At 68.9% G+C, this 23478-nt stretch carries 24 protein-coding genes; 20 read left to right on the top strand and 4 right to left on the bottom strand.

The features are described from left to right. Both HY726_13435 and amrB read left to right on the top strand, forming a co-directional pair. Positions 1–318: ABC transporter ATP-binding protein (locus tag HY726_13435; protein MBI4609998.1), on the top strand; the 318-nt coding region annotated here is incomplete at its 5' end. 38 nt (positions 319–356) lie between these two features. Continuing rightward, positions 357–1169: an AmmeMemoRadiSam system protein B gene (gene amrB / locus HY726_13430; GenBank protein MBI4609997.1), complete on the top strand. Its 813-nt coding sequence runs from the start codon at positions 357–359 to the stop codon at positions 1167–1169. A gap of 93 nt (positions 1170–1262) precedes the next feature. Here the strand turns inward: amrB and HY726_13425 are convergent, their stop codons facing one another. The 4 genes from HY726_13425 to HY726_13410 form a co-directional block, all read right to left on the bottom strand. Then, entirely contained in the window at positions 1263–2150 is an 888-nt protein-coding gene (locus HY726_13425) for a M23 family metallopeptidase (protein ID MBI4609996.1), read from the bottom strand. A 104-nt stretch (positions 2151–2254) separates the two neighbouring features. Continuing rightward, positions 2255–2662: a polymer-forming cytoskeletal protein gene (locus HY726_13420; protein ID MBI4609995.1), complete on the bottom strand. Its 408-nt coding sequence runs from the start codon at positions 2660–2662 to the stop codon at positions 2255–2257. 35 nt (positions 2663–2697) lie between these two features. Continuing rightward, entirely contained in the window at positions 2698–3156 is a 459-nt protein-coding gene (locus HY726_13415; GenBank protein ID MBI4609994.1) for a polymer-forming cytoskeletal protein, read from the bottom strand. A gap of 197 nt (positions 3157–3353) precedes the next feature. Continuing rightward, the gene (locus tag HY726_13410; GenBank protein ID MBI4609993.1) at positions 3354–3851 is read right to left on the bottom strand and encodes an N-acetyltransferase; all 498 of its coding nucleotides are present in this window, start codon (positions 3849–3851) and stop codon (positions 3354–3356) included. A gap of 85 nt (positions 3852–3936) precedes the next feature. Between HY726_13410 and HY726_13405 the strand changes: the two genes are divergently transcribed. The 18 genes from HY726_13405 to HY726_13320 all read left to right on the top strand — a co-directional run bounded on the left by HY726_13405 (position 3937) and on the right by HY726_13320 (position 23468). Next, positions 3937–4665: a methyltransferase domain-containing protein gene (locus HY726_13405; GenBank protein MBI4609992.1), complete on the top strand. Its 729-nt coding sequence runs from the start codon at positions 3937–3939 to the stop codon at positions 4663–4665. A gap of 7 nt (positions 4666–4672) precedes the next feature. After that, complete coding sequence (gene larA, locus HY726_13400; protein MBI4609991.1) at positions 4673–5956, top strand: nickel-dependent lactate racemase; 1284 nt, start codon at positions 4673–4675, stop codon at positions 5954–5956. Positions 5957–5976: 20 nt separating this feature from the next. Continuing rightward, positions 5977–6990, top strand: coding sequence for a hydroxyacid dehydrogenase (locus tag HY726_13395; GenBank protein MBI4609990.1), 1014 nt, complete (start codon positions 5977–5979; stop codon positions 6988–6990). A gap of 137 nt (positions 6991–7127) precedes the next feature. Continuing rightward, the gene (locus tag HY726_13390; GenBank protein MBI4609989.1) at positions 7128–7916 is read left to right on the top strand and encodes a putative hydro-lyase; all 789 of its coding nucleotides are present in this window, start codon (positions 7128–7130) and stop codon (positions 7914–7916) included. A 229-nt stretch (positions 7917–8145) separates the two neighbouring features. Further along, a complete protein-coding gene (pxpB, locus tag HY726_13385) occupies positions 8146–8868 on the top strand; it encodes a 5-oxoprolinase subunit PxpB (protein ID MBI4609988.1) in 723 nt (240 codons plus the stop codon). Further along, positions 8865–9809, top strand: a complete 945-nt coding sequence (locus HY726_13380) for a biotin-dependent carboxyltransferase (protein ID MBI4609987.1) — start codon at positions 8865–8867, stop codon at positions 9807–9809. Before pxpB ends, HY726_13380 begins: the two co-directional genes overlap by 4 nt. Before the next feature lie 11 nt (positions 9810–9820). Further along, the gene (locus HY726_13375; GenBank protein ID MBI4609986.1) at positions 9821–10603 is read left to right on the top strand and encodes a LamB/YcsF family protein; all 783 of its coding nucleotides are present in this window, start codon (positions 9821–9823) and stop codon (positions 10601–10603) included. A gap of 132 nt (positions 10604–10735) precedes the next feature. Then, on the top strand, positions 10736–11155 hold the full coding sequence (locus HY726_13370) for a hypothetical protein (protein ID MBI4609985.1): 420 nt from the start codon (positions 10736–10738) through the stop codon (positions 11153–11155). Positions 11156–11165: 10 nt separating this feature from the next. Then, positions 11166–12050: a hypothetical protein gene (locus HY726_13365; GenBank protein ID MBI4609984.1), complete on the top strand. Its 885-nt coding sequence runs from the start codon at positions 11166–11168 to the stop codon at positions 12048–12050. 27 nt (positions 12051–12077) lie between these two features. Then, complete coding sequence (locus tag HY726_13360; protein ID MBI4609983.1) at positions 12078–12797, top strand: hypothetical protein; 720 nt, start codon at positions 12078–12080, stop codon at positions 12795–12797. Positions 12798–12895: 98 nt separating this feature from the next. Beyond that, a complete protein-coding gene (locus HY726_13355; GenBank protein ID MBI4609982.1) occupies positions 12896–14080 on the top strand; it encodes a penicillin-binding protein activator in 1185 nt (394 codons plus the stop codon). A gap of 89 nt (positions 14081–14169) precedes the next feature. Continuing rightward, on the top strand, positions 14170–15042 hold the full coding sequence (locus HY726_13350; GenBank protein ID MBI4609981.1) for a branched-chain amino acid ABC transporter permease: 873 nt from the start codon (positions 14170–14172) through the stop codon (positions 15040–15042). Next, a complete protein-coding gene (locus HY726_13345; GenBank protein MBI4609980.1) occupies positions 15039–16877 on the top strand; it encodes a branched-chain amino acid ABC transporter ATP-binding protein/permease in 1839 nt (612 codons plus the stop codon). Before HY726_13350 ends, HY726_13345 begins: the two co-directional genes overlap by 4 nt. Before the next feature lie 3 nt (positions 16878–16880). After that, on the top strand, positions 16881–17585 hold the full coding sequence (locus tag HY726_13340) for an ABC transporter ATP-binding protein (protein MBI4609979.1): 705 nt from the start codon (positions 16881–16883) through the stop codon (positions 17583–17585). A 73-nt stretch (positions 17586–17658) separates the two neighbouring features. Then, positions 17659–20079, top strand: a complete 2421-nt coding sequence (locus tag HY726_13335; protein MBI4609978.1) for a xanthine dehydrogenase family protein molybdopterin-binding subunit — start codon at positions 17659–17661, stop codon at positions 20077–20079. Beyond that, on the top strand, positions 20076–21458 hold the full coding sequence (locus HY726_13330) for a UbiD family decarboxylase (protein ID MBI4609977.1): 1383 nt from the start codon (positions 20076–20078) through the stop codon (positions 21456–21458). The genes HY726_13335 and HY726_13330 overlap by 4 nt, the downstream gene beginning before the upstream one ends. Before the next feature lie 16 nt (positions 21459–21474). Next, on the top strand, positions 21475–22524 hold the full coding sequence (locus HY726_13325) for a PLP-dependent cysteine synthase family protein (GenBank protein MBI4609976.1): 1050 nt from the start codon (positions 21475–21477) through the stop codon (positions 22522–22524). Further along, entirely contained in the window at positions 22521–23468 is a 948-nt protein-coding gene (locus tag HY726_13320) for a CoA transferase subunit A (GenBank protein MBI4609975.1), read from the top strand. Before HY726_13325 ends, HY726_13320 begins: the two co-directional genes overlap by 4 nt. Positions 23469–23478: the final 10 nt, after the last annotated feature.

Here is a 23478-nt window from a genome sequence, read left to right as displayed (position 1 = left end):
GTGGTCGAGCACATCAGCGATGACGTGGCGGTCATGTACCTGGGCAAGATCGTGGAGATCGCTCCGGCCAAGGAGCTCTACACCAACCCCAAGCACCCGTACACGGAAGCCCTGCTCTCCGCCGTGCCGATCCCCGATCCCACCGTGAAGCGCAAGCGCATCATCCTGGAAGGCGACGTCCCCAGCCCCATCAAACCGCCGTCTGGCTGCCGATTCCACACCCGTTGCCCGATCCGGATCCCCTCCTGCTCGGTGAACGACCAGGTGCTCAAGGAGATCGCGCCCGGGCACTGGGTCGCCTGCCAGGTCCGCGCCTAACTCCGAGGGCCCTCGCCCCCGCAACACCGGGCGAGACCGTGACCACTCACCTTCGAAGACCCGCAGTCGCCGGGCTCTTCTACCCGGACCGCGCCGACCGCATCGAAGCGGACCTGAACCGGCTCGTCGAGGACGTCGAGCCCAAGGTCGACGCCAAGGCGATCGTCGTCCCGCACGCGGGCTGGATGTACTCGGGACGCGTCGCGGGACAGGTATACGGCCGCGTGAAGCTGCCACGGCTGGCCGTGCTCCTCGGTCCCAACCACACCGGGCTCGGGCCGTGGGGATCCGTCATGACGCAGGGCCGGTGGGCGCTTCCGGGGAGCGAGGTGCCGGTCGCCCGGGAGCTGGGGCAGGCGATCCTCGCCGCCTCGCGGCTCCTGGAGGAGGACGAGCTGGCCCACAGCCGGGAGCACGCCCTCGAGGTCCAGCTCCCGTTCCTGCGGCGCGCCCGGTCCGACATCGCCTTCGTCCCCCTCACGCTCATGCGGACCGAGCTGGCCTTCTGCGCGGAGGTCGGGCGCGCTGTGGCCGCGGTGGTCAAAACGTGGCCGGAGCCGGTCATCCTTCTCTCGTCCACCGACCTGAACCACTACGAGTCGCAGGCCGTCTCGAACCGCAAGGACCGCCTGGCCATCGACGCGATCCTGGGCCTGGACCCGGAGCGGCTCCAGCGCACCGTGAGGGAGCACGCGATCTCCATGTGCGGCATCGCGCCCACGACGGCGCTCCTGGCGGCGCTCCGCGAGCTGGGCGGGGGAAGCGCCGCGCTCGTCAGCTACCAGACCTCGGGGGACGTGTCGGGCGATTACGACAAGGTCGTCGGCTACTGCGGGGTCATCATCACGTAGGCCCCTCACTCTGCCCTCTCCCCCTCAGGGGGAGCGGATGAAGGAGGGAGCGGCAGGGGCCGAAGCGCGGCGCCGGGGCGAAGCCGCCGGGGATCAGTCCCAGAGGTAGCGGCGGGGGTTGATCGACTGACCTCTGACGGCGATCTCGTAGTGGAGGTGGGGGCCCGAGCTCTTGCCGGTGTTCCCCGTGAGCCCGATCACCTGACCCCGCTCGACCTTCTGCCCCGGAGTGACGAGGATCTTCTGGAGGTGGCCGTAGAGCGTCCGGATGTCGTGGCCGTGGTCGAGGACCACGGCGAGCCCGTATTCGGACTGGCTACCCGCAAAGGCCACCTCGCCCGGCGAGGGAGCCTTCACCAGCGTCCCCCGCTCGGCGGCGATGTCGATCCCGCCGTGGAACTCCTTCGCCCCCGACCAGGGGGACACCCGGGTGCCGAACTCGGAGTTGACCGGTCCGCGCACGGGCCAGCGCGACGGAAACGCAGCGAGCACCTTACCGGCCTTGGAGATGAAGCGCTCGAGCGTTCGGAGACTCTGGCCCTCATCATAGACATTGGCGGCGAGCAGCTCGAGCTCCCGGGAGAGGTCCACGCGATCCCCGGGCGCTGAAGCCCCGCCGAGCTCGGTTCGGCCGCCGATCCCCACGCTCTTACGCGCGCCGCCTTCGTCAGGCCCGAACGGCTCCCAGATCTTCGCGTGCAGCTCGCGCCAGCTCGCCACCTCTGTCCGGATGTCGGCGAGCCGCCTCTGGAACCTGTCGATGAGGGACTGCTGCTCCGCCACCTGCGTCCGGAGCCACGCCGTCTGCGCCCAGTGGCGCTTCAGGAAAACGTAGTCAGCCGCAATCGCTCCGAGGACAGCGACCCCGAGGGCAAGAACCATCAACCCTCCAGAGACGATCCAACGAGGAAAGTTCAACCGAAGAATTCGCGTGCTGTCCCCCGCGACGATCAGGAGGTGGAACCGTTTGGGCTTCCTCATGGTCGTGACTCGCGTGTGAGGGCACGCCTCCCCCCACCCTGCCGGGGAGTGGCATCCCGGGTGAACTGCGCGACATCCGATCCGCCACCGTCGAAGCTCTTACCTCAGCGCTTGAACGGGACCACCGAGAGATCCCGGGTCGTCTCAGCGGGCTTGGCCTGGGTCATCCGGCAGTGCCCCTCGAAGAGCACCCCTTCCTCGATCACCACCACGGGGCTCTCCAGGTCGCCGAACATCCGGGCCGTTTGCTTGAGCTCGACCCGCTCGGTCGCCACGATGTTGCCGACCACCTGGCCGCTGACCATGACCGACCCGGTCCGGATGTTGGCGTTGACCACGCCCTTCTCGCCGACGATCAGGGTCCCCGTGGACATGATCTCGCCGTCGAACTTCGCGTTCAGCACGACGGTCCCGCTGAACGTGTACTTGCCTTCGATCTCCGAGCCTTCGCCGATGAAGGCCGTAAGGTCGCCGCGTTTGGAGCCGAGCGTGCGCTTGGACTTCCACAGCATGACGAAGTCCCCGCTGGATCAGGCACTCGGTGCCGTTACTTTTGCTGGCCGACCCGCTTCTCGTCCACCAGGTAGACCGGACGCTGGCCTTTCTGCGGCTCCTGATCCTTGATCTTGACCACGTTGCCGTTGAAGAACCCGCCCTTGGAGATCACGAGCGAATCGGTCTCGATGTTGCCGGACACGCGACCGGTGGCGGTGATCTCCACGTTCCCGGTGGCCACCATGTTCCCCTCGTACTGGCCCTGGACGATCGCGTCCACGGTCTGCACGTTGGCGCGAACCACGCCTTTCTCGCCGATCACGAGCTTGCCACCCACGTCCAACTCCCCACCGACCTCGCACTCGATCTGGATCGAGTCGGTGATTTCGAACTTCCCGTGGAGTTTGGCGTCGTTTCCGACGATGGTGAGGAGGGTGGCGGGACGGGGCGGGCTGCCGTTGTCCTGACCTTGCGGGTTGCTTTGCTTCTGGGACTGGCTGCGGCTGAACATCGGACCCTCCTTTTGGGATTCGATCAGCATGACTGCTCAGGCGACCCGACCAGCAGGAGCACCGGCGCCCCTCGCGTGCTCGGTCGCAGAGAACCCTCACCCCTGAGCCGGCCGGACGTGTCCCCCACGTTTAGCACCGTTCCGAGCCGGGTGTCAACCCCTTAATCCTCCCCTGAGCCCAGCGGCCAGGGGCGCGCTCACTCGAGAATCTTCTCCATGATGATCGTGTCCACCCACTGACCGTCCAGCTTGCCCTGCTCCTTGTAGACCCCCACGGTGCGGAAGCCGAACTTCCGGTAGAGCGCCATGCCGCCCTCGTTCCAGGGGAAGGCCGAGAGGACCAGCTTGTGATAGCCGAGCTCCCGCGCCAGCTCCACGAGCCCGGCGAGAAGGCGACTGCCGACGCGCTCCCCTCGCCACCGGCGCTCGACGTACACGGAGAAGTCGGCGACGAAGTCATAGGCGCGCCGGGGGTTGAACGCGTTGAGGCTCCCCCAGCCGACGACGGTTCCGCCGGCCTCGGCGACGATGACGGGGTGCTGCGGGCCGCGCGCCGTCAGCCACTGCCGGCGCTCCTCCGGCGTCCTGAGATCGGTCTCCAGGGTTGCGATCCGGTCCTCGATCCCCTGGTTGTAGATCGTGCAGATTGCCGGGGCGTCGTCGAGCGTCGCGGGCCGGATCGTTATCTCACTCATCACAGGTCACCAAGGTCGCCACGCGCGCCTCCCTTTCGGCCGACCATGCTACCACGGGGTGAGAGGAAACGTGTATAATCGCCCCATGTTTGACAGCCAGCGCTTCTTCGAGGAGGCGTGGCCCAAGATCTCGCAGGGCTTCGAGTCGGAGGCCGACGCCGAGTCAGAGATCCAGTGGATCCTCGGCCACGTCCAGCTCGCCGCCGGGGCGCGTGTGCTCGACGCGCCGTGCGGGTTCGGCCGTCACGCCCTGGCGCTCGCGCGGCGCGGCTACAAGGTGACGGGCGTGGACCTGAGCGAGGTCGAGCTGCGCCGCGCCCACGACCGGGCGGCGGCTGCCGGGCTCCACCTCGACCTCGTCTGCCAGGACATGCGCGCGATGGACTTCTCCGAGGAGTTCGATCTCGCGCTGAACCTCTTCTCGAGCATCGGCTACTTCTCCGACGAGGAGGATCGCCAGCTCCTGGACCGCTTCTGCCGGGCCCTCAGGCCCGGCGGAGCCTTCGTCCTCGACACCCGGAACCGCGACCACTACATTCGCAACTACGCGGAGGAGGAGACCCAGCTGGTCCCTGGCGGCACGGTGAGGATCACGCATCGCCTGGACCTCGCGACGAGCCGGATCAGGAGCGAGTGGCGGCTCCAGGAGGAGAACCGCTTTCTGGGGGAGACAGGGCTCAGGATCTATTCGCCGCATGAGCTCTACCGGATGCTCAGGCCGGAGCGATGGTCGAACGTGGAGATCTTCGGCGGCCTCGACGGCCGCCCCATCAGCTTCGACTCGCCGCGAATCGTCCTCGTCGCCTGGAAGTGACGGCGCCATGCCGGTCGTGAGGCTTCCGTACGACACCGGGCGGACGATCGAGCTGGCCATCCCCGACAGCAACTACCTGGGCAGCGTCGAGCAGCCGCGGCTCCCCGCCGTCGGAGACCCTGCCGCCGAGGTGCGGCGGGCGCTCGCCGAGCCCGTCGGGACGCGGCCGCTGGCGGAGCTGGCGCGGGGCAAGCGGCGGGTCGTGATCGCGGTCACCGATCTCACGCGCTACTGCCCCGACGCGATGGTCGCTGAGGCGGTCCTCGCCGAGCTGGGCCGGGCCGGCGTGCCGGACTCGGCGGTTGCCTTCGTCATGGGTCTCGGGAGCCACCGGGCGATGTCGCGCGCGGAGATCGCTGCCAAGCTGGGTGCGAGCATCGCTGACGGCTTCCGGGTTTCGAACCACGACTGGAAGGACGACCGCGCCCTGGTGGACCTGGGAACGGAGCAGGGCTTCCCGATCCAGGTGAGCCGTGAGGTCGTGGACACAGACCTCCGGATCACCACCGGCGTCGTCGAGCCCCACCTCTTCGCCGGCTACTCGGGCGGTGCCAAGACGATGGTGATCGGGGCCGGCGGCCACGCGACGATCGGTGCGACCCACGGCTATCAGGTCCTCTCCCATCCCTCCTCGCGCCTCGGCCAGGCGGACTCGGTCTTTCGCCGCTTCATCAACACTGCCGGCGAGCGCCTGGGCGTCGAGTTCGTCGTCAACCTGGTGATCGACCCCGACAAACGACTGATCCGCGCCTTCGCGGGCGCCCCGGTCGCGGTCTTTCGCGCGGGGGTGGCGTTCGCCCGGAGCGTGTTCGAGGTGCCCGTCGCCAGTGTCGCGGACATCGTGGTGTCGGTCCCCGGCCCCCCGAAGAACCTCAACCTCTACCAGGCCACGCGCGCCTGCTACCCGGCGATCCTCGGGCCGAAACCGGTCGTGAGGGAAGGCGGGATCGTCATCGTCCCCACCCCGTGCTCGGACGGCGTGGGCGAGGAGTCAGCACGGCTCTGGCTCCGCGACACGCCCGATGGCCCGAGTATCGTCGAAAAAGCGCGCACCCGGGGGATCCCGGAGGGCGCCCACATGGGGTACCGCTTCGGCCGCTTCCTGACCCATGTCTCCCAAGTGATCGTGACCGACTGCCTGATCCCGGAGGCGACGATCCACGAGGTGCGGCTCACCCCGATGGCGACGGCCCAGGCGGCGCTCGACCACGCCCTCGCCACCCTCGGGGCTGACGCCCGGGTCCTCGTGATCCCCCACGGCGTGGCCACCATTCCCGTTCTCTCTTCTTAACGCAAAGGAGCCCCGTTTCCATGGCCCACGACATTAAGCCCCTCGTCATCGTCGGTGGACCGATCCATACCGCCGGAATCGAACTGCTCCAGAGCGAGGCCCGCGTCGTGATCGCGGAGGATCTGACCGAGGAGGGGGTCGTCCGCGCGGCCCAGGACGCCGAGGCCATCCTGTTCAGGATCAAGCCCCCGTGCACCGAGCGCCTCATGGCCTCCTGCCCCAAGCTCAAGGTGGTGGGGCGCTACGGGGTCGGCCTCGATACCGTGGACCTCGCGGCCGCGACGCGACTGGGGATTGCCGTGGTCCACGCCCCGGGCTCCAACTCGGACTCGGTGGCGGAGCACGCGCTCATGCTGATGCTCTGCTGCGTGAAGAAGACCATCCGCATGGACCGGTCCGCGCGGCGGGGTGAGTGGCGGGGATCGGACTACCGGGGGATCACCGAGCTGAAGGGGGCCACGCTCGGGATCATCGGGGTCGGCAACATCGGCCGGCGCGTGGCCCACATCGCCCGCGGCTTCGGGATGAACGTCCTCGGGTACGACCCCTACGTCCCGCGCGACGAGCTGGAGCGGCGCGAGGTGCAGCCGGTCTCCGACCTCGCCGACCTCCTGGCCCGCGCCGATATCGTGACGTGTCACACGCCGCACACGCCCGAGACCCATCACCTGATCAGCGAGAAGACGATCGCGCGGATGAAGGACGGGGCGATCTTCATCAACACCTCGCGCGGCAAGGTGCAGGACGAGCGCGCGGTGTTCGAGGCGCTGACCCGGGGGAAGCTCCGCGCGGCCGGCCTGGATGTGTGGGAGGAGGAGCCCACGTCCCTGGACAATCCGCTCCTGAACCTGGACAACGTGGTCTGCACCCCGCACGTGGCAGGCGTGAGCGAGACGGCCAACCGCAACATCGCGGTCGGCGTGGCATCGGAAATCCTGAGAGTCCTGCGCGGCGAGAAGCCCAAAGCCCTCGGCAACCCCGACCTCTGGCCCCGCCTCACCCACCTGCGGCTGGACAATCGGTGGGGGCCTTGACGGCCCCCTCCGACGCCTCCCCCAGGAATCGGTTGCGCGGGCGAAGCCCGCGCTCGAAGGCCATTACTCCGACAGGCTCCTAGCTGTGCGACTCGATTGACCGGGCGCGCGGGGCGCGTCTATACTGGCGTACACGCATGCCGATCGACGCGCGCCCTCCCAAGGAGATTCGCGAGGAGATCCGCCGGGGCAAGTACACCGGCGTGACGGCCGGCCTGGCGCCCGGCTACGTCCAGGGGAACCTCGCCGTCCTTCCCAAGGAGTACGCCTACGACTTCCTCGTCTTCTGCCAGCGAAACCCCCGGCCCTGCCCGCTGATCGAGGTGACGGATCCCGGCTCGCCCGAGCCAGCGGGCGTGGCCCCCGGGGCCGATCTCCGAACCGACATCCCCAAGTACCGGATCTACCGCGACGGGAAGCTGGCCGAGGAGGTGACCGACATCACGCCCTACTGGCGGGAGGACCTGGTCGCCTTCCTCCTGGGCTGCTCCTTCACCTTCGAATGGGCGCTGATGGACGCGGGCGTGCCGATGCGCCACATCGAGGCCGGGCGGAACGTGGCGATGTGGCGCACCTCCATCGCGTGCCGGCCCGCCGGGCGCTTCCAGGGCCCGATGGTGGTCTCGATGCGTCCGATTCCCGCCGAGCTGGTGCCGAAGGCGGTGACGGTGACCGCGCGGTTCCCCATGGCTCACGGCGCCCCGGTCCACATCGGCGACCCTGCGACCATCGGGATCAAGGACGTGGACCGCCCCGAGTGGGGCGACCCCGGAATTTTCCAGTCCGGAGACGTGCCCGTATTCTGGGCCTGCGGCGTGACGCCCCAGGCCGTGGCCCTCGCGAGCAAGCCCCCCTTCGTCATCACCCACAGCCCCGGTCACATGTTCATCACCGACTTGCCGAACCACGCCCTCTCCGTCATTTAGAATTCGACATGCGGCGGGGCACCCCGCGTCGCTCAAGTCTCCTCGCCTCGACGGGCTTGGCTCGCTCGGACGCCTCCGCTGGCCCCCCCATCCCCCCGAGGCGGGGGGTAGTCCTCGCAGCCCAACGCTGTTGGGCCGCTCGGAGCGCTGCGGCGTCCTGCGCTTCGCCGCCCGCTATGGCTCGTCGAATTCGCTACGCAGGGCATCCCCGCCGCATGTCGCTACGCTGATGTATTCGGAGCCGAAGTTCCTCCCTGCGGGCGACCAGGCCGTTTCGGTGGAGTTCGGTGACGCGATCGGCCCCGAGGTCAACACGCGCGTTCGGGCCCTCGAGTACCTGATCCAGCAGAAGGCGATCCCGGGCATCGTCGAGACCGTTCCGACGTTCCGCGCGCTCCTGGTCTACTACGACCCGATCGTCATCGGCTGGAATGAGCTGCTCGCGATCCTCACCGCGCTCATCCCTCAGGCCCAGGCCGAGGCGCTCCCGCCGAGCCGGCTGGTCGAGATCCCGTGCTGCTACGGCGGCGAGCTGGGCTTCGACCTCCAGGCAGTCGGTGAGAAGCTCGGGCTCTCCCCGGAGCAGGTCGTGAGCCGCCACTCGGCGGAGGAGTATCTGGTGTACTTCATCGGCTTCACGCCGGGGCTCCCCTACATGGTGGGGATGTCCGATCCGCTGACGATCCCGCGCCTCGACAAGCCGCGCACGAAGACCCCGGCGGGCAGCGTCGGGATCGGCGGGACCCAGTGCTGCATCTACCCGGTCGAGAGCCCCGGTGGCTTCTGGATTCTCGGCCGGACGCCGCTCGCCCTCTATGACCCCTCGCGCTCGGATCCGATCCTCCTCCGTCCGGGCGACCGCGTGCGCTTTCGCCCGATCGACCCGGGCGAGTTCGAGCGCATCTCGGCCGAGGTGGCGGCAGGGTGCTTCGTCGCCAGGGTGGAGACGTGACCGCGTTCACGGTCCTCGAGCCCGGCCTCCTCACGACGATCCAGGATCTGGGCCGGCCCGGCTACCTCCGCTACGGCATCCCGCCCTCTGGACCCGTAGACCGGGAGGCGTTCATCTTGGCCAACCGGTTGGTCGGGAACCCCGAGACGGCCGCCGCCCTCGAGTGCACGCTGATGGGGCCGCGGCTCGACGTGGACGCGGACTGTCTGGTTGCGGTCACCGGTGCCGAGATGCCGATGACGGTGAACGACCGAGCGATCCCGCCCTGGACCGCGGTGCGTCTCAAGGCTGGCGACGCGCTGAGGCTCGGTACTGCCCAGCGCGGGGTGCGCACCTACCTGGCCATCGCGGGAGGGATCGACGTGGCACCGGCCCTGGGGTCGCGGTCAACGTACCTCCGCGGTCGCCTGGGCGGGCTCGAAGGGCGGCAGCTCAAGAAGGGCGATCGCCTTCCGATCGGCCGCCCGACGGCTCCGCTCGAGCGCTACGAGGGGCGCCGCGTGAGGGCTGAGCACATCCCGTCCTATTCCGAGGAGCCTGAGGTCCGGGTCGTGCTCGGCCTGCAGGCCGATCGCTTCACGCCGGCGGGGATCGCGGCGTTCCTCGAGAGGCCGTACGAGATGCTGCCCCAGTCGGATCGGATGGGGGCGCGGCTCCGCGGCCCGCACATCACCCACACGCGGGGTCACGATATCGTCTCTGACGGCATCCCGCTCGGCGGGATTCAGGTCGTGGGCGACGGGCAGCCGATCGTCCTCCTCGTGGACCGGCAGTCCACGGGAGGCTACACGAAGATCGCGACCGTCTGCTCCGTCGACATCGGCCGGGTCGGGCAGGTGAGGCCGGGGCAGAAGCTCTGGTTCCGGAAGCTCTCGCTGGATGAGGCTCACGCCGTCCACCGGGCCGAGCGCGCCCGCCTGGACGCCGTGGGGCTCGAATGAGGAGTGAGGCCATGGCGAGCAAGGTGATTGATCTCAACTGCGACATGGGGGAGAGTTATGGGAGGTGGACCCTCGGAGCCGATGAGGCCATCATGCCGTTCATCACCTCGGCAAATATCGCCTGCGGTTACCACGGAGGAGATCCTCACGTCATGAGGAAGACCGTCGCGCTGGCCCTCCAGCACAAAGTTGCCATCGGGTCCCATCCGGGATTGCCGGACCTGATGGGGTTTGGCCGGCGGGTCATGGATGTGAGCCCCCAGGAGGTGAAGGACTACATGTGCTACCAGACCGGCGCCCTGCGCGAGTTCGTCCGGGTCGCGGGGAGCGACCTCCAGCACGTGAAGCCTCACGGCATCCTCTACAACATGTGCGAGAAGGACGAGGCGCTCGCGCAGGCGGTGGGCGAGGCGGCCATGGAGTCGGGGAAGGGGCTGATCCTCATGACGCTCGCCTCGGGCCGCTACGACGCCACGTGCAGGAAGATGGGCTGCCGGGTCGCGTCGGAAGGGTTCGCGGACCGCGCCTACAACGTGGACGGTACCCTCGTCTCCCGCAAGCTTCCGGGCTCGCTCATCACCGATCCCCAGCAGGCCGCGGCCCAGGCCGTGAAGATGGCGCTGCAGGGGAAGGTGCACACGATCGACGGGGTGGACATCGACATCTCGGTCCAGACGATCTGCTGCCACGGCGACACGCCGGGGGCCGAGAAGATCGTTCGGGCCGTGCGGGATGCTCTGGAGAAGGCGGGCGCCCAGGTGAGGCCGCTCAGGGAGTGGCTGCCAGCGGCGTAGCAGGATGCTGAGGAACCTGGTTCGAGCGCGCACCCACGGCTCCGCCGTGGGTACCCGGCCCGCGCAACCCGAGGGGGGAGGCATCGGAAGGGGGGCGAAGCCCCCCTCCGAGAAAAACAGGAGGACACGAGGATGAGACGAGTTGTTGTCTGGATGGTGGTGATCGGATTCGGGATGGCGGTGACGGGCTGCGCGACCGTTCAGCCCAGTGTCTACGCCTATCCAAAGAAAGGACAGACCGCCGAGCAGGTGTCGCGCGACCAGACCGAGTGCCAGGGCTGGGCGAAGCAGCAGACCGGCTTCGACCCCGCCTCGGACACGGCCAAGGGCGCCGGGCTCGGCGCGGTGCTGGGCGCCCTGGGCGGCGCGGCGACCGGGGCGGCCATCGGCGCGGCGACGGGAAGCCCCGGCAAGGGCGCGGCGATCGGCGCGGCCGCCGGCGGGATCGGCGGCGCAGCCGTGGGCGGCGGCGTCGGCTACACGAAGAGCAAGGAGGGGTACGACAGGGCGTACGCCGCGTGCATGACCGCGCGCGGCTACGAGGTCAGGTAGCGCGCGCCGCATGGATCTCTGCGACGAGCTGCTCCGCGGCGCTATCGACCTCCACCAGCACGCGGCGCCGAGCCTCTTCGAGCGGGTCACCGACGACCTCGGCCTGGCCTCGGAGGCCCGGCGCCGCGCCATGCGCGGGGTGCTCATCAAGGCGCACGAGCAGGACACTACGGGGCGGGCGTTCCTCGTGCGGAAGCAGGTCCCCGGCGTGGAGGTCTTCGGCGGGATCGTGCTGAACTGGGTCGTGGGTGGTCTCAACCCGCACGCGGTGGACGCCTCGATCAAGCTCGGCGGCAGGATGGTCTGGATGCCGACTCTCTCGGCCCAGCACCACATCGACTTCTTCGGGGGGAGCCACTTCGGCCGGAGCATGGTGCCGCGGGCCGGGCTCCGCGCGGCGCGCCAGGGCGTCCGCGTCCTGACCGAGCACGGGGAGCTGACCGCCGAGACGCGTGAGATCCTCGGGCTGATCGCTGAGGCGGATGTCTGCCTCTCGACCGGTCACCTTTCCTTGCCCGAGATTAAAGTCCTGGTCAGCGAGGCCCGGAAGGCCGGCGTGAAGAAGATCCTGGTCACGCACCCCGATCTCGGGCTGTCCGGCATTTCCCTGAACGACCAGAAAGCCCTGGCTGCCGAGGGGGCGCTTTTGGAGAAAGACCTGATCACGATGATGCCGGCCTGGCAGAGCATCTCGCTCGAGGAGATGGCCAAGTCCATCCGCGAGGTGGGGCCCCGGCACTGTGTCCTCGGCACCGACTTCGGCCAGCTCCACCATCCCACGCCCGCCGAAGGCCTCCGAACGTTCATCCAGATGCTGCTGGAGCGGGGGATCACCGCCGAGGAGATCCGCACGATGGCGGCCGAGAACCCCGCCCGCCTCCTGGGGCTGGAGTAAGCCGGGTCGCTCCCCGCGCCGGGGTTCATGCTTGCCCGGCTCCTGGCTGCTGCGTCCCTGCTGGTCCTCGCCGCCGGGCGCGCCCTCGCCGCCGACTTCCCGCCCTTCCTGCCCGAGCCCGAGCGCTTCCCGCCGGAGGTCAGGAGCGAGATCGTCTCGGTCTGGACCCGCCACACGCTCACGCGCGCGGTGAGCGGCCAGCCGGCGCGCGTTCGGCTCGATCTCTTCCGGCTCTTCGTGGACCTTCCCGAGGTGACCGCGGCGGCGGCCCGCCACCTCGGCCTCGCCAAGTACCGGGTGCGCCAGCTCGGTCCTCACCTCTACGAGGCCGACGACGGCGAGGGGGCGACGGGCACCTATAGGGTTCTGGTGCAGGAGCCCCGTCGGAGGATCATGCTCACGTCGGGGAGCCACTCGAGCTTCCTCCTCGGGCGGATCTCGGGAGCCTCGCTCACGCTCCTCGCGTTCGAGCCCGAGACCGACGCCGACGGAACACCCAGCATCGCCCAGCGCGTGGAGACCTTCGTCAGGATCGACAACCAGGTCGCCGCCTTCCTCGCCCGGCTCCTCCTCCCGCTCTTCTCCGGCTACGCGGATCGAAAAGTCGTCGAGACCTTCAACGTCACGGCGCGCGTGTCCGAGTGGGCTCACGAGGACCCCGCGGACTTCTGCCGGTGGCTCGCCGGCGAGCCTGACGCCGGGCGCCAGCGCGCCGAGTTCGCGCTTCTTCTTCCCCAATGCGGATAGGGCATGCACCGCGCTTGACTTCAGCGGCGATTGCTGCAATAACCGGATAGTCTTCCGTCAGGAGACCCACCACCACACAGCGTAGGGGAGGAAGAGCGATGGGGCAGAGACGCCGTATTCTCAGCGTCCTCGTGGGGGTCGCCGCCCTGGGAGCACTGGCGGTCGCCTCCGTGCTCGCTCAGCAGGCGGAGCCGATCAAGATCGGGGTGATCCAGCCCCTGTCGGGTCCGGTGGCGGCTTCGGGGAACTATGTGCGCATGGGGACAGAGATCGCCCGTGACTGGATCAACGCTCGGGGCGGGGTCCGGGGCCGGCCGATCCAGCTTGTGATCGAGGACAACAAGTCGGACCCGAAGGAGGCCGCCAGCGCGGCGGAAAAGCTGATTGTCCGGGACAAGGTTCCGGCGATCATGGGGGCCTGGGGGAGCTCGATGACGCTTGCCGTGATGCCCAAGCTCGAGGAGTACGGGGTGCCGATGGTCGTCGAGACATCGAGCGCGGCCTCGATCACCAAGAAAGGGAACCCGTGGGTGTTCAGGATCAGCCCGCCCAGCGAGATGGAGGCCCTGGGGCTCCAGAAGTACCTGGGCGACCTCGGGGTGAAGAAGGCCGACTTCCTCGCGGTCAACACCGACTGGGGGCGCGGCGCCGTCTCGGCCTTCGGCGACATCCTCAAGAAGCGGGGCGCCAGCGTGGGCGCCGTGGAGTTCATGGACCAGGCGGCGACGGACATGAGTGCCCAGCTCACCAAGATCCGCGGGACCGGAGCGGACACGCTCTTCCTGACCACGAGCGTCGAACAGATCACCCTCGTCCTCAAGCAGGCGCAGGAGCAGCGGCTGGTCCGGAAGTTCATCACCACCGGCGGGAGCTCCTCGCCCGATCAGCTCGTGAAGCAGGCCGGGGCGGCAGCCGAGGGGACCTACCACATCCTCTTCTTCCTCCCCTGGTTCCCCGAGGCCATGCCCGACGGCAAGCTTGCGAAGGCGTTTGTGGACGAGTGGAACAAGCGCGGTCACCCCTTCGCCGGGCTGACCGAGGGGTTCCGCGGCCACGACGGAATCCTGACGATCGTTGAGGCGGTCCGGCTGGCGGGGAAGGCCGAGCCCAAGGCGGTCCGCGACGCCCTCTGGAATGTCAAGATCATGGGCGTGAACGGCCCGGTCAAGTTCGAGAAGGACGGCCCGCCCGGCAAGGAGAGCGCCCAGAGCCAGCCGAGCATCTTCGTCGTCGAGATCAAAGGCGGGAAGGTGAGCCTGCCGACGTTCATGGCCAGGCGCTAGTCCCAACGCGCCCGAGCGCCCCCGGCTGGCCCCCTCGCCCTGTCGCCTATTCAAGGTGAGGGGGCCGGGGGCGCTCTGTTTCCCCTCGCGTGGAGGCGTTTCTCCAGCACATCCTGAACGGCCTGATCCTGGGCGGGACGTACGCGCTCCTGGGAATCGGCCTCACGCTCATCTTCGGGATCATGAGCGTGGTGAACTTTGCCCACGGCGAGTTCTACACCCTCGGCGCGTACGGCGCCTTCCTCTTCCTGAGCCTCCTCCAGGCCAACTTCTTCGCCGGGCTTGTCTGCGCCGTCGCCCTCGGCGTCCTCCTCGGCGCGTTGTGTGAGCGCGTGCTGCTCCGCCCGCTCCTCGGCGAGTCCATCGAGACCACCATGCTGGTCATGATCGGGGTCTGGATCGCGATGCAGAACGCCGAGCTCGTCGTGTGGGGAGGCGTGGCCAAGAGTCTCGACCATCCCTTCCCCCAGGCGCCGCTCGTCCTGGGGCCGGTCTCCGTGGCACCTTTGCGGCTCTTCGTGTTCGGGACGGCCCTCGCCCTCATCGTGGCCTCGCATCTCCTGATCCACCGGACGAAGCTGGGCCGGGCCATGCGCGCGACCTTTCAGGACCGCGAGACGGCGGCGCTCATGGGGGTGGACATCCATCGGATCCACACGGTCACCTTCGCCTTCGGGTCGGGCCTGGCCGCCGCGGCGGGGGCGCTCCTGGGCCCGATCTTCGTCGTCTACCCGTCCATGGGCGACCTCGCCGCGCTCAAGGCGTTCTCCGTCGTCATCCTCGGCGGCCTCGGCAACTTCGCCGGCGCGACGCTGGGTGGCCTGCTCCTCGGCGTCGCCGAGGAGCTCGGCGCGGGGTACATCTCCTCCGGGTACCGCGACGCCGTCGGCTTCGCCATCATCATCCTCGTCCTCCTCCTGAGACCGTCGGGCCTCTTCGCCCGGGCCGAGCGCGTGGGATGAAGCGCGCCGTGCGCGCCCTCCTGGCGTTGAGCCTCGTGACGGTCCCGCTCTGGATCTGGAACCCGTACTACATCCACATCCTGATCATGGCCGGGATCTTCGCGATCCTCGCGCTCTCCCTGAACCTCCTCCTGGGCTACACCGGCCAGCTCTCCCTCGGCCACGCGGCTTTCTTCGGCATCGGCGCCTACGCCTCGGCGCTCCTCACGCTGAAGCTGGAGTGGCCGGTCTGGAGCGGCTTTCTGGCGGCGGTACTCCTCGCCGGGATCGCCGGCTACGGGCTGGGAAAGGTGTCGCTGAAGCTCAGGGGCGCGTACTTCGTCCTGGTGACGATCAGCTTCGCCGGCGTAATCTACCTGGTGAGCGTGAACTGGATGGAGCTGACCAACGGGCCTCTCGGGCTGCCTGATGTGCCGCCCGCAGAGCTCAGCATCGGCGGGCTCGGCGAGCTCTCGTTCAGGAGCAAACCAGCCTACTACTACCTGGTCCTGGCCGTGGCGGCGGTGGCCTTCTTCATCTGCCACCGGCTGGTGAACTCGCGGATCGGTCGCGCCTTCGTCGCGCTCAGAGAGAACGAGGCGCTCGCCGAATCGGTCGGCATCAACGGGACCCGCTACCTGGTCCTGGCTGCGGTCGTCAGCGCGGCGATGGCCGGAGCTGCGGGAAGCCTCTACGCCCACTACACGCGCTTCGTGAGCCCCGAGGTCTTCCTCTTCACCTACACGGTCACCATGGTGATCATGGTCGTCGCCGGCGGGAAGGGGACGCTGGCCGGCCCGGTGCTCGGCGCCCTCATCTTCACGGCGCTCCCTGAGGCGCTCCGCGCGGTGACCTCGTGGCAGTGGCAGATGCTCCTCTACGGTGTGCTGCTGGTCCTCACCGTCTTCTTCCTGCCCAAGGGCATGGTGCCGACGCTGAAGCCTGGCTCAGGGAGCGGCGAGCTGCGGGATGAGCTACCCTGTTTTAAGGCTCGCCGCGTCTTTACCGAGTTGGCCCCGAGCGTTCCGAGCGCCGGCTTCGCCGGCGCAACCCATGGGGGGAGGCATCGGAAGGGGGGCGGAGCCCCCCTCCGAGGATGTATGAGCCTGGCTGTCGAAGATCTCGCGGTGAGGTTCGGCGGCGTCACTGCGCTGGCCGGCGTCAGCTTCGAGGTCGAGCCGGGCAGGATCACGAGCCTCATCGGCCCCAACGGCGCCGGCAAGACGACCGCGTTCAACGTCATCACCGGCTTCCTCAGGCCTGTCCGGGGGCGAGTCCTCTACGAGGGTGAGCCTCTGACAGGATTGAGGCCGTACCAGGTCGCCGAGCGGGGCATCGTGAGGACGTTTCAGAAAACGAACGTCTTCCCCCAGATCTCGGTCTTCGAGAACGTCCTGATCGGCCTCCACCTGAGGGGGCGGGCCGGTGTCCTCTCGATCCTGATCGGCGTTCGGCGCGTGAGGGAGGAAGAGGCACGTCTGGCGGCCCAGGTCGAGGAGATCCTCGCCTTCGTCGGCCTCGCCCACCGGCGTGACGAGGTGGCGAGCGCCCTGCCGTACGGCGAGCAGCGCCGCCTGGAGCTGGCCATCGGCCTAGCCGCGCGCCCGCGCCTCCTCCTCCTGGACGAGCCGGCTTCGGGGATGAACCCGGCGGAGAAGACGGCGGTCATGCGGCTCATTCAGCGGATCCGGGAGGAAGGCGTGACGGTCCTCCTCGTCGAGCACGACATGCGGCTGGTCATGGGGATCTCGGACCGGGTGATCGCGCTGCACCACGGCCAGGTGATCGCGAAGGGGCCGCCGGGCGAGATCCAGGGCCACCCCGAAGTGATCAGAGCCTACCTCGGGGGCCTGTGAGAGATGCTCACGCTCGAGGGCGTGCGGGCCGCGTACGGCAAGGTGGAGGCGCTCAAGGGCGTCTCGCTCGAGGTGCGCGCGGGAGAGCTGGTGACGCTGATCGGCGCCAACGGCGCCGGCAAGACCTCCACACTCAAGGCGATCTCGGGGATCCTGAGCGCGACGGCAGGCAGGATCGTGCTTGACAACGAGGAGATTCACCGGCTCACGCCGCGCGAGATCTTGAGGCGCGGGATCGCCCACTGCCCCGAGGGGCGGCGGATCTTCCCCTACATGACCGTGCGGGAGAACCTGGAGATGGGCGCTTACGCGCGGACCGACACGCGCGCGATCCGCGAGGATCTGGAACGCGTGTTCGGCTATTTCCCCGTGCTCGCCGAGCGCCTCGAGCAGGTCGCGGGGACGCTCTCGGGCGGAGAGCAGCAGATGCTGGCCATCGGCCGGGCGCTGATGGCGGGGCCGCGTCTTCTGCTCTTCGACGAGCCGTCGTTAGGCCTGGCGCCCACGCTCATCGAGACCACCTTCGGCATTATCCGCGAGATCCGCCAGCGCGGGGTGACGGTCCTCATGGTCGAGCAGAACGCCTACCTCGCCCTCCGCATGGCGGACCGCGGCTACGTCATGGAGACCGGCCAGATCGCCCTCGCGGGCAAGGCCGGAGACCTCATCGAGAACGAGCATGTCAAGCGCGCCTACCTGGGCGGGTAAACCCTCGGAGGGGGGCGTTGCCCCCCTTCCGAAACCTCTCGCCAGGAGGGTTGCGCGCTCGGAAGGAGAACCGATGGGCGCGAAGTACTTCGGGGCGTCGGTGAAGCGGCGGGAAGATCCCCGGTACCTCACGGGGCAGGGGCGCTTCGTTGACGACCTCACGCTGCCGGGGCTCCTCTACGCCGCCTTCCTGCGGAGCCCTCACGCTCATGCCAGGATCCGGGCGATCCACACCGATGCGGCGCGGCGGCACCCCGGAGTCCGCGCCGTGTACACCTTCGACGACCTGGCGCGCTGGCTGAAGCCGCTTCCCACGTTCGGGAGCCCGCCGCCCGGCCTCGCCGCGCGCGTCGAGTTCAGGCTCAAGGACGCTCCCCAGTTTCCCCTCGCTCGCGATGTCGTCCGCTATGTGGGGGAGACGGTCGCGCTGGTTGTCGCCGACTCCCCGTATCTGGCCGAGGACGCGCTGGGCCTGATCGAGGTGGAGTACGAGCCGCTCCCGGCTGTCACGGATCCCGTCGCTGGCGGGGAACCGGGCGCTGCCCTGGTGCATCCCCAGTGGGGCGACAATGTGGCGGTGGCATTCACGCATGCGGTTGGAGACGCCGAGGCGGCCTTCAGCGCCGCGGCGGTCGTGGCGAGGGAGCGCTTCAAGATCCAGCGCTACGTCGGGATGCCCATCGAGCCCCGCGGCGTGGTCGCGAGCTTTGACCGTCGCGATGCCACGCTCACCGTGTGGAGCTCGACACAGGTGGTGCACTTCTGCCAGCAGGGCGTCGCGGCGGCGCTCGAGGTGCCCATTCACAAAGTCCGCGTCGTGGCTCCTGACGTCGGCGGGGGCTTCGGGACGAAGGCCTGCGGCTACGCCGAGGAGATCCTGATCCCGCTCATGGCGCGCGAGCTGGGTCGGCCGGTCAAGTGGACGGAGACCCGCCGCGAGCACATGATGAGCGCCGCCCACGCCCGGGACCAGCTCCACGACGTCGAGATCGCGGCGACGCGGGACGGTACGATCCTCGGCGTCCGCGACAGGATCTGGCTCGACCTCGGCGCCTACAACTCCTGGGGGATCGTCCTCCCCTACAACACGGTGGCCCACCTCCTCGGCCCGTACCGCATCCGGAACCTCTGGGTGGAGTTCAAGGCCGTCGTCACGAACAAGACGCCGAACGCGCCGTACCGCGGCGCGGGCCGTCCGGAGACGGTCTTCGCCATGGACCGGATCGTGGATTGCCTCGCGCGGGAGCTTCGGATGGATCCCGCAGAGCTCCGTCGCCGGAACTTCATCCGCGGGGACGAGATGCCCTATGACACCGGAATGCCCTACCGCGACGGGAACCCCCTCGTCTACGACAGCGGCGACTTCCGCGCGATGCTGGACGACGCGCTCCGGGCGTCGGGCTACGACGATTTCCGGAAGGAGCAGGCCGCGCTCAGAGCGAACGGCATCTTCCGCGGGATCGGGATCTCGGCCTACGTCGAGGGAACCGGCATCGGCCCCTACGAGGGCGCCTCGGTCAAGCTGGACGCGACGGGGCGCGTCGTCGTCGCCACCGGCGCCTGCTGCCAGGGCCAGGGGCACGAGACCTCCTTCGCCCAGCTCGCCGCCGACGTCCTCGGCGTCCCCATCGAATGGGTCACGGTCCACGGCGGCGACACCGACCGGATTCCTTTCGGGATCGGCACATTCGCGAGCCGGAGCGCCGTGGTGGCAGGCAGCGCCGTTACGACGGCGTCACGCCAGGTGAGGGAGAAGGTAGTAGCGGCAGCGGCCAAGCTCCTGGAGGCGCGCGCCGACGACCTGGAGATCGAGGACGGCCAGGTGTTCGTGCGCGGCGTCCCGTCGTCGGCGATCCCCCTGGCCCGCGTCATCCAGGCGAGCTTCCCCACGTTCGAGAAGCCCGGCGTGATCGAGCCGACCTTCGAGGCTACCGCCTACCACCACGTCCCCACGGTGACCTTCGCGAGCGCGGTCCACATCGCCCAGGTCCAGGTGGACCCCGAGACCGGCTGGGTCAGGCTCCTCCGCTACGTCGTCGCTCACGACTGCGGGCACGTCATCAACCCGATGATCGTGGACGGCCAGATCCACGGCGGCGTCGCCCAGGGCATCGGCGGCGGGATGTTCGAGGAGATCGTGTACGACGAGGCGGGCCAGCTCCTCTCGAGCGGCTTCATGGACTACCACATTCCCGTGGCCGACGAGCTTCCGTTCATCGAGACCGTCCACCTCGATTTTCCCTCGCCGCTCAACCCGCTGGGGATGAAGGGCCTCGGAGAAGGTGGGGCCATCTCACCTCCCACGGCCATCGCCGGCGCCGTCGAGGACGCGCTGGCGCCCTTCGGCGTGCGGATCACCCGGACTCCCGTCACCCCGGCCCGCCTGGCGGCGCTCCTCCGAGGAAATCGGGCTGCGCCGGGCTCCCCGGGAGCAGTGGGCTCGGGGCCACGACCCCTTGGTCAGGATTCCGGCGGGGAGGGATCAGCGGCATGAAGCAGGATCTCCGGTCGTTCGTCGAGGAGTACGCGACGAGGCATGCCGGCGAGTTCGTCCGCGTCACCGAGCCGGTGAGCCTGGAATTCGACCTCCAGGCCGTCGCCCTGGAGCTGGAGCGACGTCGTCGGTTCCCGATCCTCCTGTTCGAGAACGTCGTCGGGCACCGGATCCCCGTGATCTCCAACGTCATGGCCAGCCGGCGCGTCTTCGCCTGTGCCCTCGGGGTCGACGCGGCCGGCATGCCCTTCGAGTACGCGCGGCGCCTCAAGGAATACGTCAAGCCGGTGGTGGTCCCCGATCCGCCCTTCCACCACACGGTCCTGACCGGCGAGCAGGTGGACCTCTCGAAGCTCCCTATCCCCACGTATTTCCCCGGGGACGGCGGGCCCTACATCACCGCGGCGATGACCGTGGCCAAGGACCCCGGCACGGGGGTGGAGACCGAGGGCTACCACCGCTACCAGGTCAAGGGGCGGAACAAGATGGGGGTGAGCCTCCACTCGCGGCGGCGGATGTTCGAGTACCAGCGGCGGGCCGAGGCCGCGGGGAAGAACCTCGAGTGCGCTGTCGTCATCGGGCTCCACCCCTGCGTCAGCCTCGGGTCGCTCGCCTATCCTCCGCCCGAGGTCTCCAAGTTCGAGGTGGTCGGCGGGCTCTTTCAGGCGCCGATGCAGATCGCACCCTGCAAGACCATCGACCTGATGGTCCCGGCGTGGGGCGAGATCGTCATCGAGGGCGAGATCCTGGCGGGGGTGCGGGAGAAAGAGGGCCCCTTCGGGGAGTTCACCGGTTATTTCGCCCGCCGGAGCACCGAGCACGTCTTCATCGCGAAAGCGATCTGTATGCGGGAGCGCCCCTGGTTCCAGTCCATCAGCTCGGGGCGCGCGCCCGACCACATCCTGCCGCTGGGCGTCCTCCGGGAGGTGGAGATCAGAAACGCCCTGAGCCGGGTCGTCCCGAACGTCAAGGCCGTCCACGTCCCGACCTCGGGCTGTGCCGCCTTCACGGCCTTCGTCTCGATCAAGCAGACCCGGCCGGGCGAGGGCAAACACGCCATTCCCGTCGTCTTCGGGGTGGACCACTACCTGAAGTTCGTCGTGATCGTGGACGATGACATCGATGTCTTCGACGAGTCGGATGTCCTCTGGGCCCTGGCCACCCGTGTCCAGGCCGACCGCGATCTCGTCGTCATCTCGGGCAGCCTGGGCGCCATCCTCGACCCCTCGGCCAGCGAGCAAGGGGTGACGGCGAAGATCGGCATCGACGCCACCCGGCCGTTCGGCCAGCCCTTCGCGGAGAAGCTCCTCATGAGCCCGGAGAAGAGGGCGTGGGCTCGGGAGCTGGTGGACCGGCTGGGCGGATCACGCGGGCAGTGATAGAATTCGCCCCGTTATGAGCACCATCCAATGGAGCGCATACGCCCGCGCCCTCGGACGCCTGACCGAGGCCGTCGGGCGGACCCCGCTCGTCAGGCTCCGGCGCGTGCCCGGTGATGTCGCGCCTGCGATCCTCGTGAAGCTCGAGTGGTACGGGCCGACGGGAAGCCTCAAGGACCGGATCTATCTCCACATGTTCGAACGGGCCGAGCGCCGAGGTGAGCTGGAGCCGGGGATGGCGGTTCTCGAGTGCTCGACGGGGAACGCAGGGGCCGCGTGCGCCTTCGTGGCGGCGGTGAAGGGCTACGCCTGCACGATCGTCATGCCCGAGGGGATGAGCGAGGAGCGGAAGAAGCTCATGCGGGCCTATGGCGCCGAACTGATCTTCACGCCGGGCGGCGAGAGTGACGTGGACCTCTCGCTCAAGAAGCTCGAGGAGATCCGCGCGCGCGATCCGGGCCGCTACTGGGTGCCGGGCCAGTTCACGAATGCTGACAACGTCGAGGCGCACTATCTGACCACCGGGCCCGAGATCTGGGAGCAGTGCGAGGGCCGGATCGGGGCCTTCGTCGCGGCCCAGGGCTCGGGCGGGACTCTCACCGGTGTCGGGCGCTATCTTCGGGAGCGCCAGCCCCGCGTCGCCCTGTATGCCGTCGAGCCTGCCGAGTGCCCGATTCTCGCGCACCGACGGTGGGGTTCTCACGGGATCGAGGGGATCGGCGACGGCTTCGTCCCCGAGAACCTGGACGTTGCGCTCCTCACGGGCGTGATCACCGTGAGCACCGAGGCGAGCGTCGCGATGGCGCGGCGCCTCGCGCGCGAGGAAGGGATCTTCTGCGGGATCTCCTCGGGGTGTAACGTCGCAGCCGGCGTGAAGCTCGCCCTCAAGCACCCGGAACTTCTGCCGATCGTGGTCCTGGCCTGCGATACCGGCCAGCGCTACTTCTCCACGGCGCTCTGCGGAGAGGCCAAGCACGTGGAAGTGCCGGAGCGCGAGCACCCGCTCGATCAGCGGAGCCGGGCGCTCCTGGATCGCTTCCAGCCGCGCTGGGAGGTCATCGATTGAGGTCCGGCGACTTTGTCGAGGCGCGTCGGCGGCTCGAGGCGAAGCCGCGGATCGGGGCGGAGAAGCTCACGACGCTCGCCGAGGCCGTGAGGCGCGTCAAGGACGGCGATCACATCGCGATCGGCGGCTGCCTCTTCTCCCGGACTCCGCTGGCGCTCCTGAGTGAAGTGCTCCGCCAGGGTCGAAGGGGCCTCACGCTCTCGCGGAACCTGATGTGCTACGAGGGCGAGTGGTTCATGGCGGCCGGGGCGGTGGAAGCAGTCGTGACGAGCTGGTTCGGCATCGGGCTGCCGTGGGGACTCTCGCGGATCATGCGCGAGGAGGTCGAGAGCGGCCGGATCCGTTACGAGGAGTGGAGCCACCTGGCGCTCGGGCTGCGCTATCGCGCCGCCGCCATGGGCGTCCCCTTCCTGCCGACGCTCACGATGCTCGGCTCGGATCTCATGGGGATCGCCGACGCGCGGACCATGGCGTGCCCGTTCACCGGCGAGACCCTCTGCCTCGTCCCCGCGCTCTTCCCCGACGTGGCGGTGCTTCACGTCCATCGCGCCGACCGGTTCGGCAATTGCCAGATCGACGGCTACCCCCACATGGACCCCGACATCGCGCGCGCGGCGACGACCGTGCTCGTCACGGCGGAGGAGATCATCCCCGAGGACGAGATCCGGCGCCACCCCGACCGAACGGTGATCCCGGGCCTCGTGGTGGATGCCGTCGTGGAGGTCCCCTACGGTGCCTTCCCCCACGAGTGCTACGGGCTGTACGAGGCCGACGTCTCGCACTTCGACGCCTACGTGGCCGCGATCACCGAAAAGGGGTCGCAGGCGATCCGGGAGTACCTGGACCGCTATGTCTACGGGGCGCGGAGCCATCGGGAGTACCTCGCGCTCTTCGGCGACGAAGCCCTCGCCCGCCAGTGCCGCGCGGCCAGGGAGCTGGTGTAGGCAGGTGGGC

Source organism: Candidatus Rokuibacteriota bacterium (assembly GCA_016209385.1).
In the GTDB taxonomy this organism is placed as follows: Bacteria; Methylomirabilota; Methylomirabilia; order Rokubacteriales; family CSP1-6; genus JACQWB01.
The sequence above is the reverse complement of the archived record's forward strand: the minus strand, read 5'-3'. Positions and strand labels throughout refer to the sequence as shown.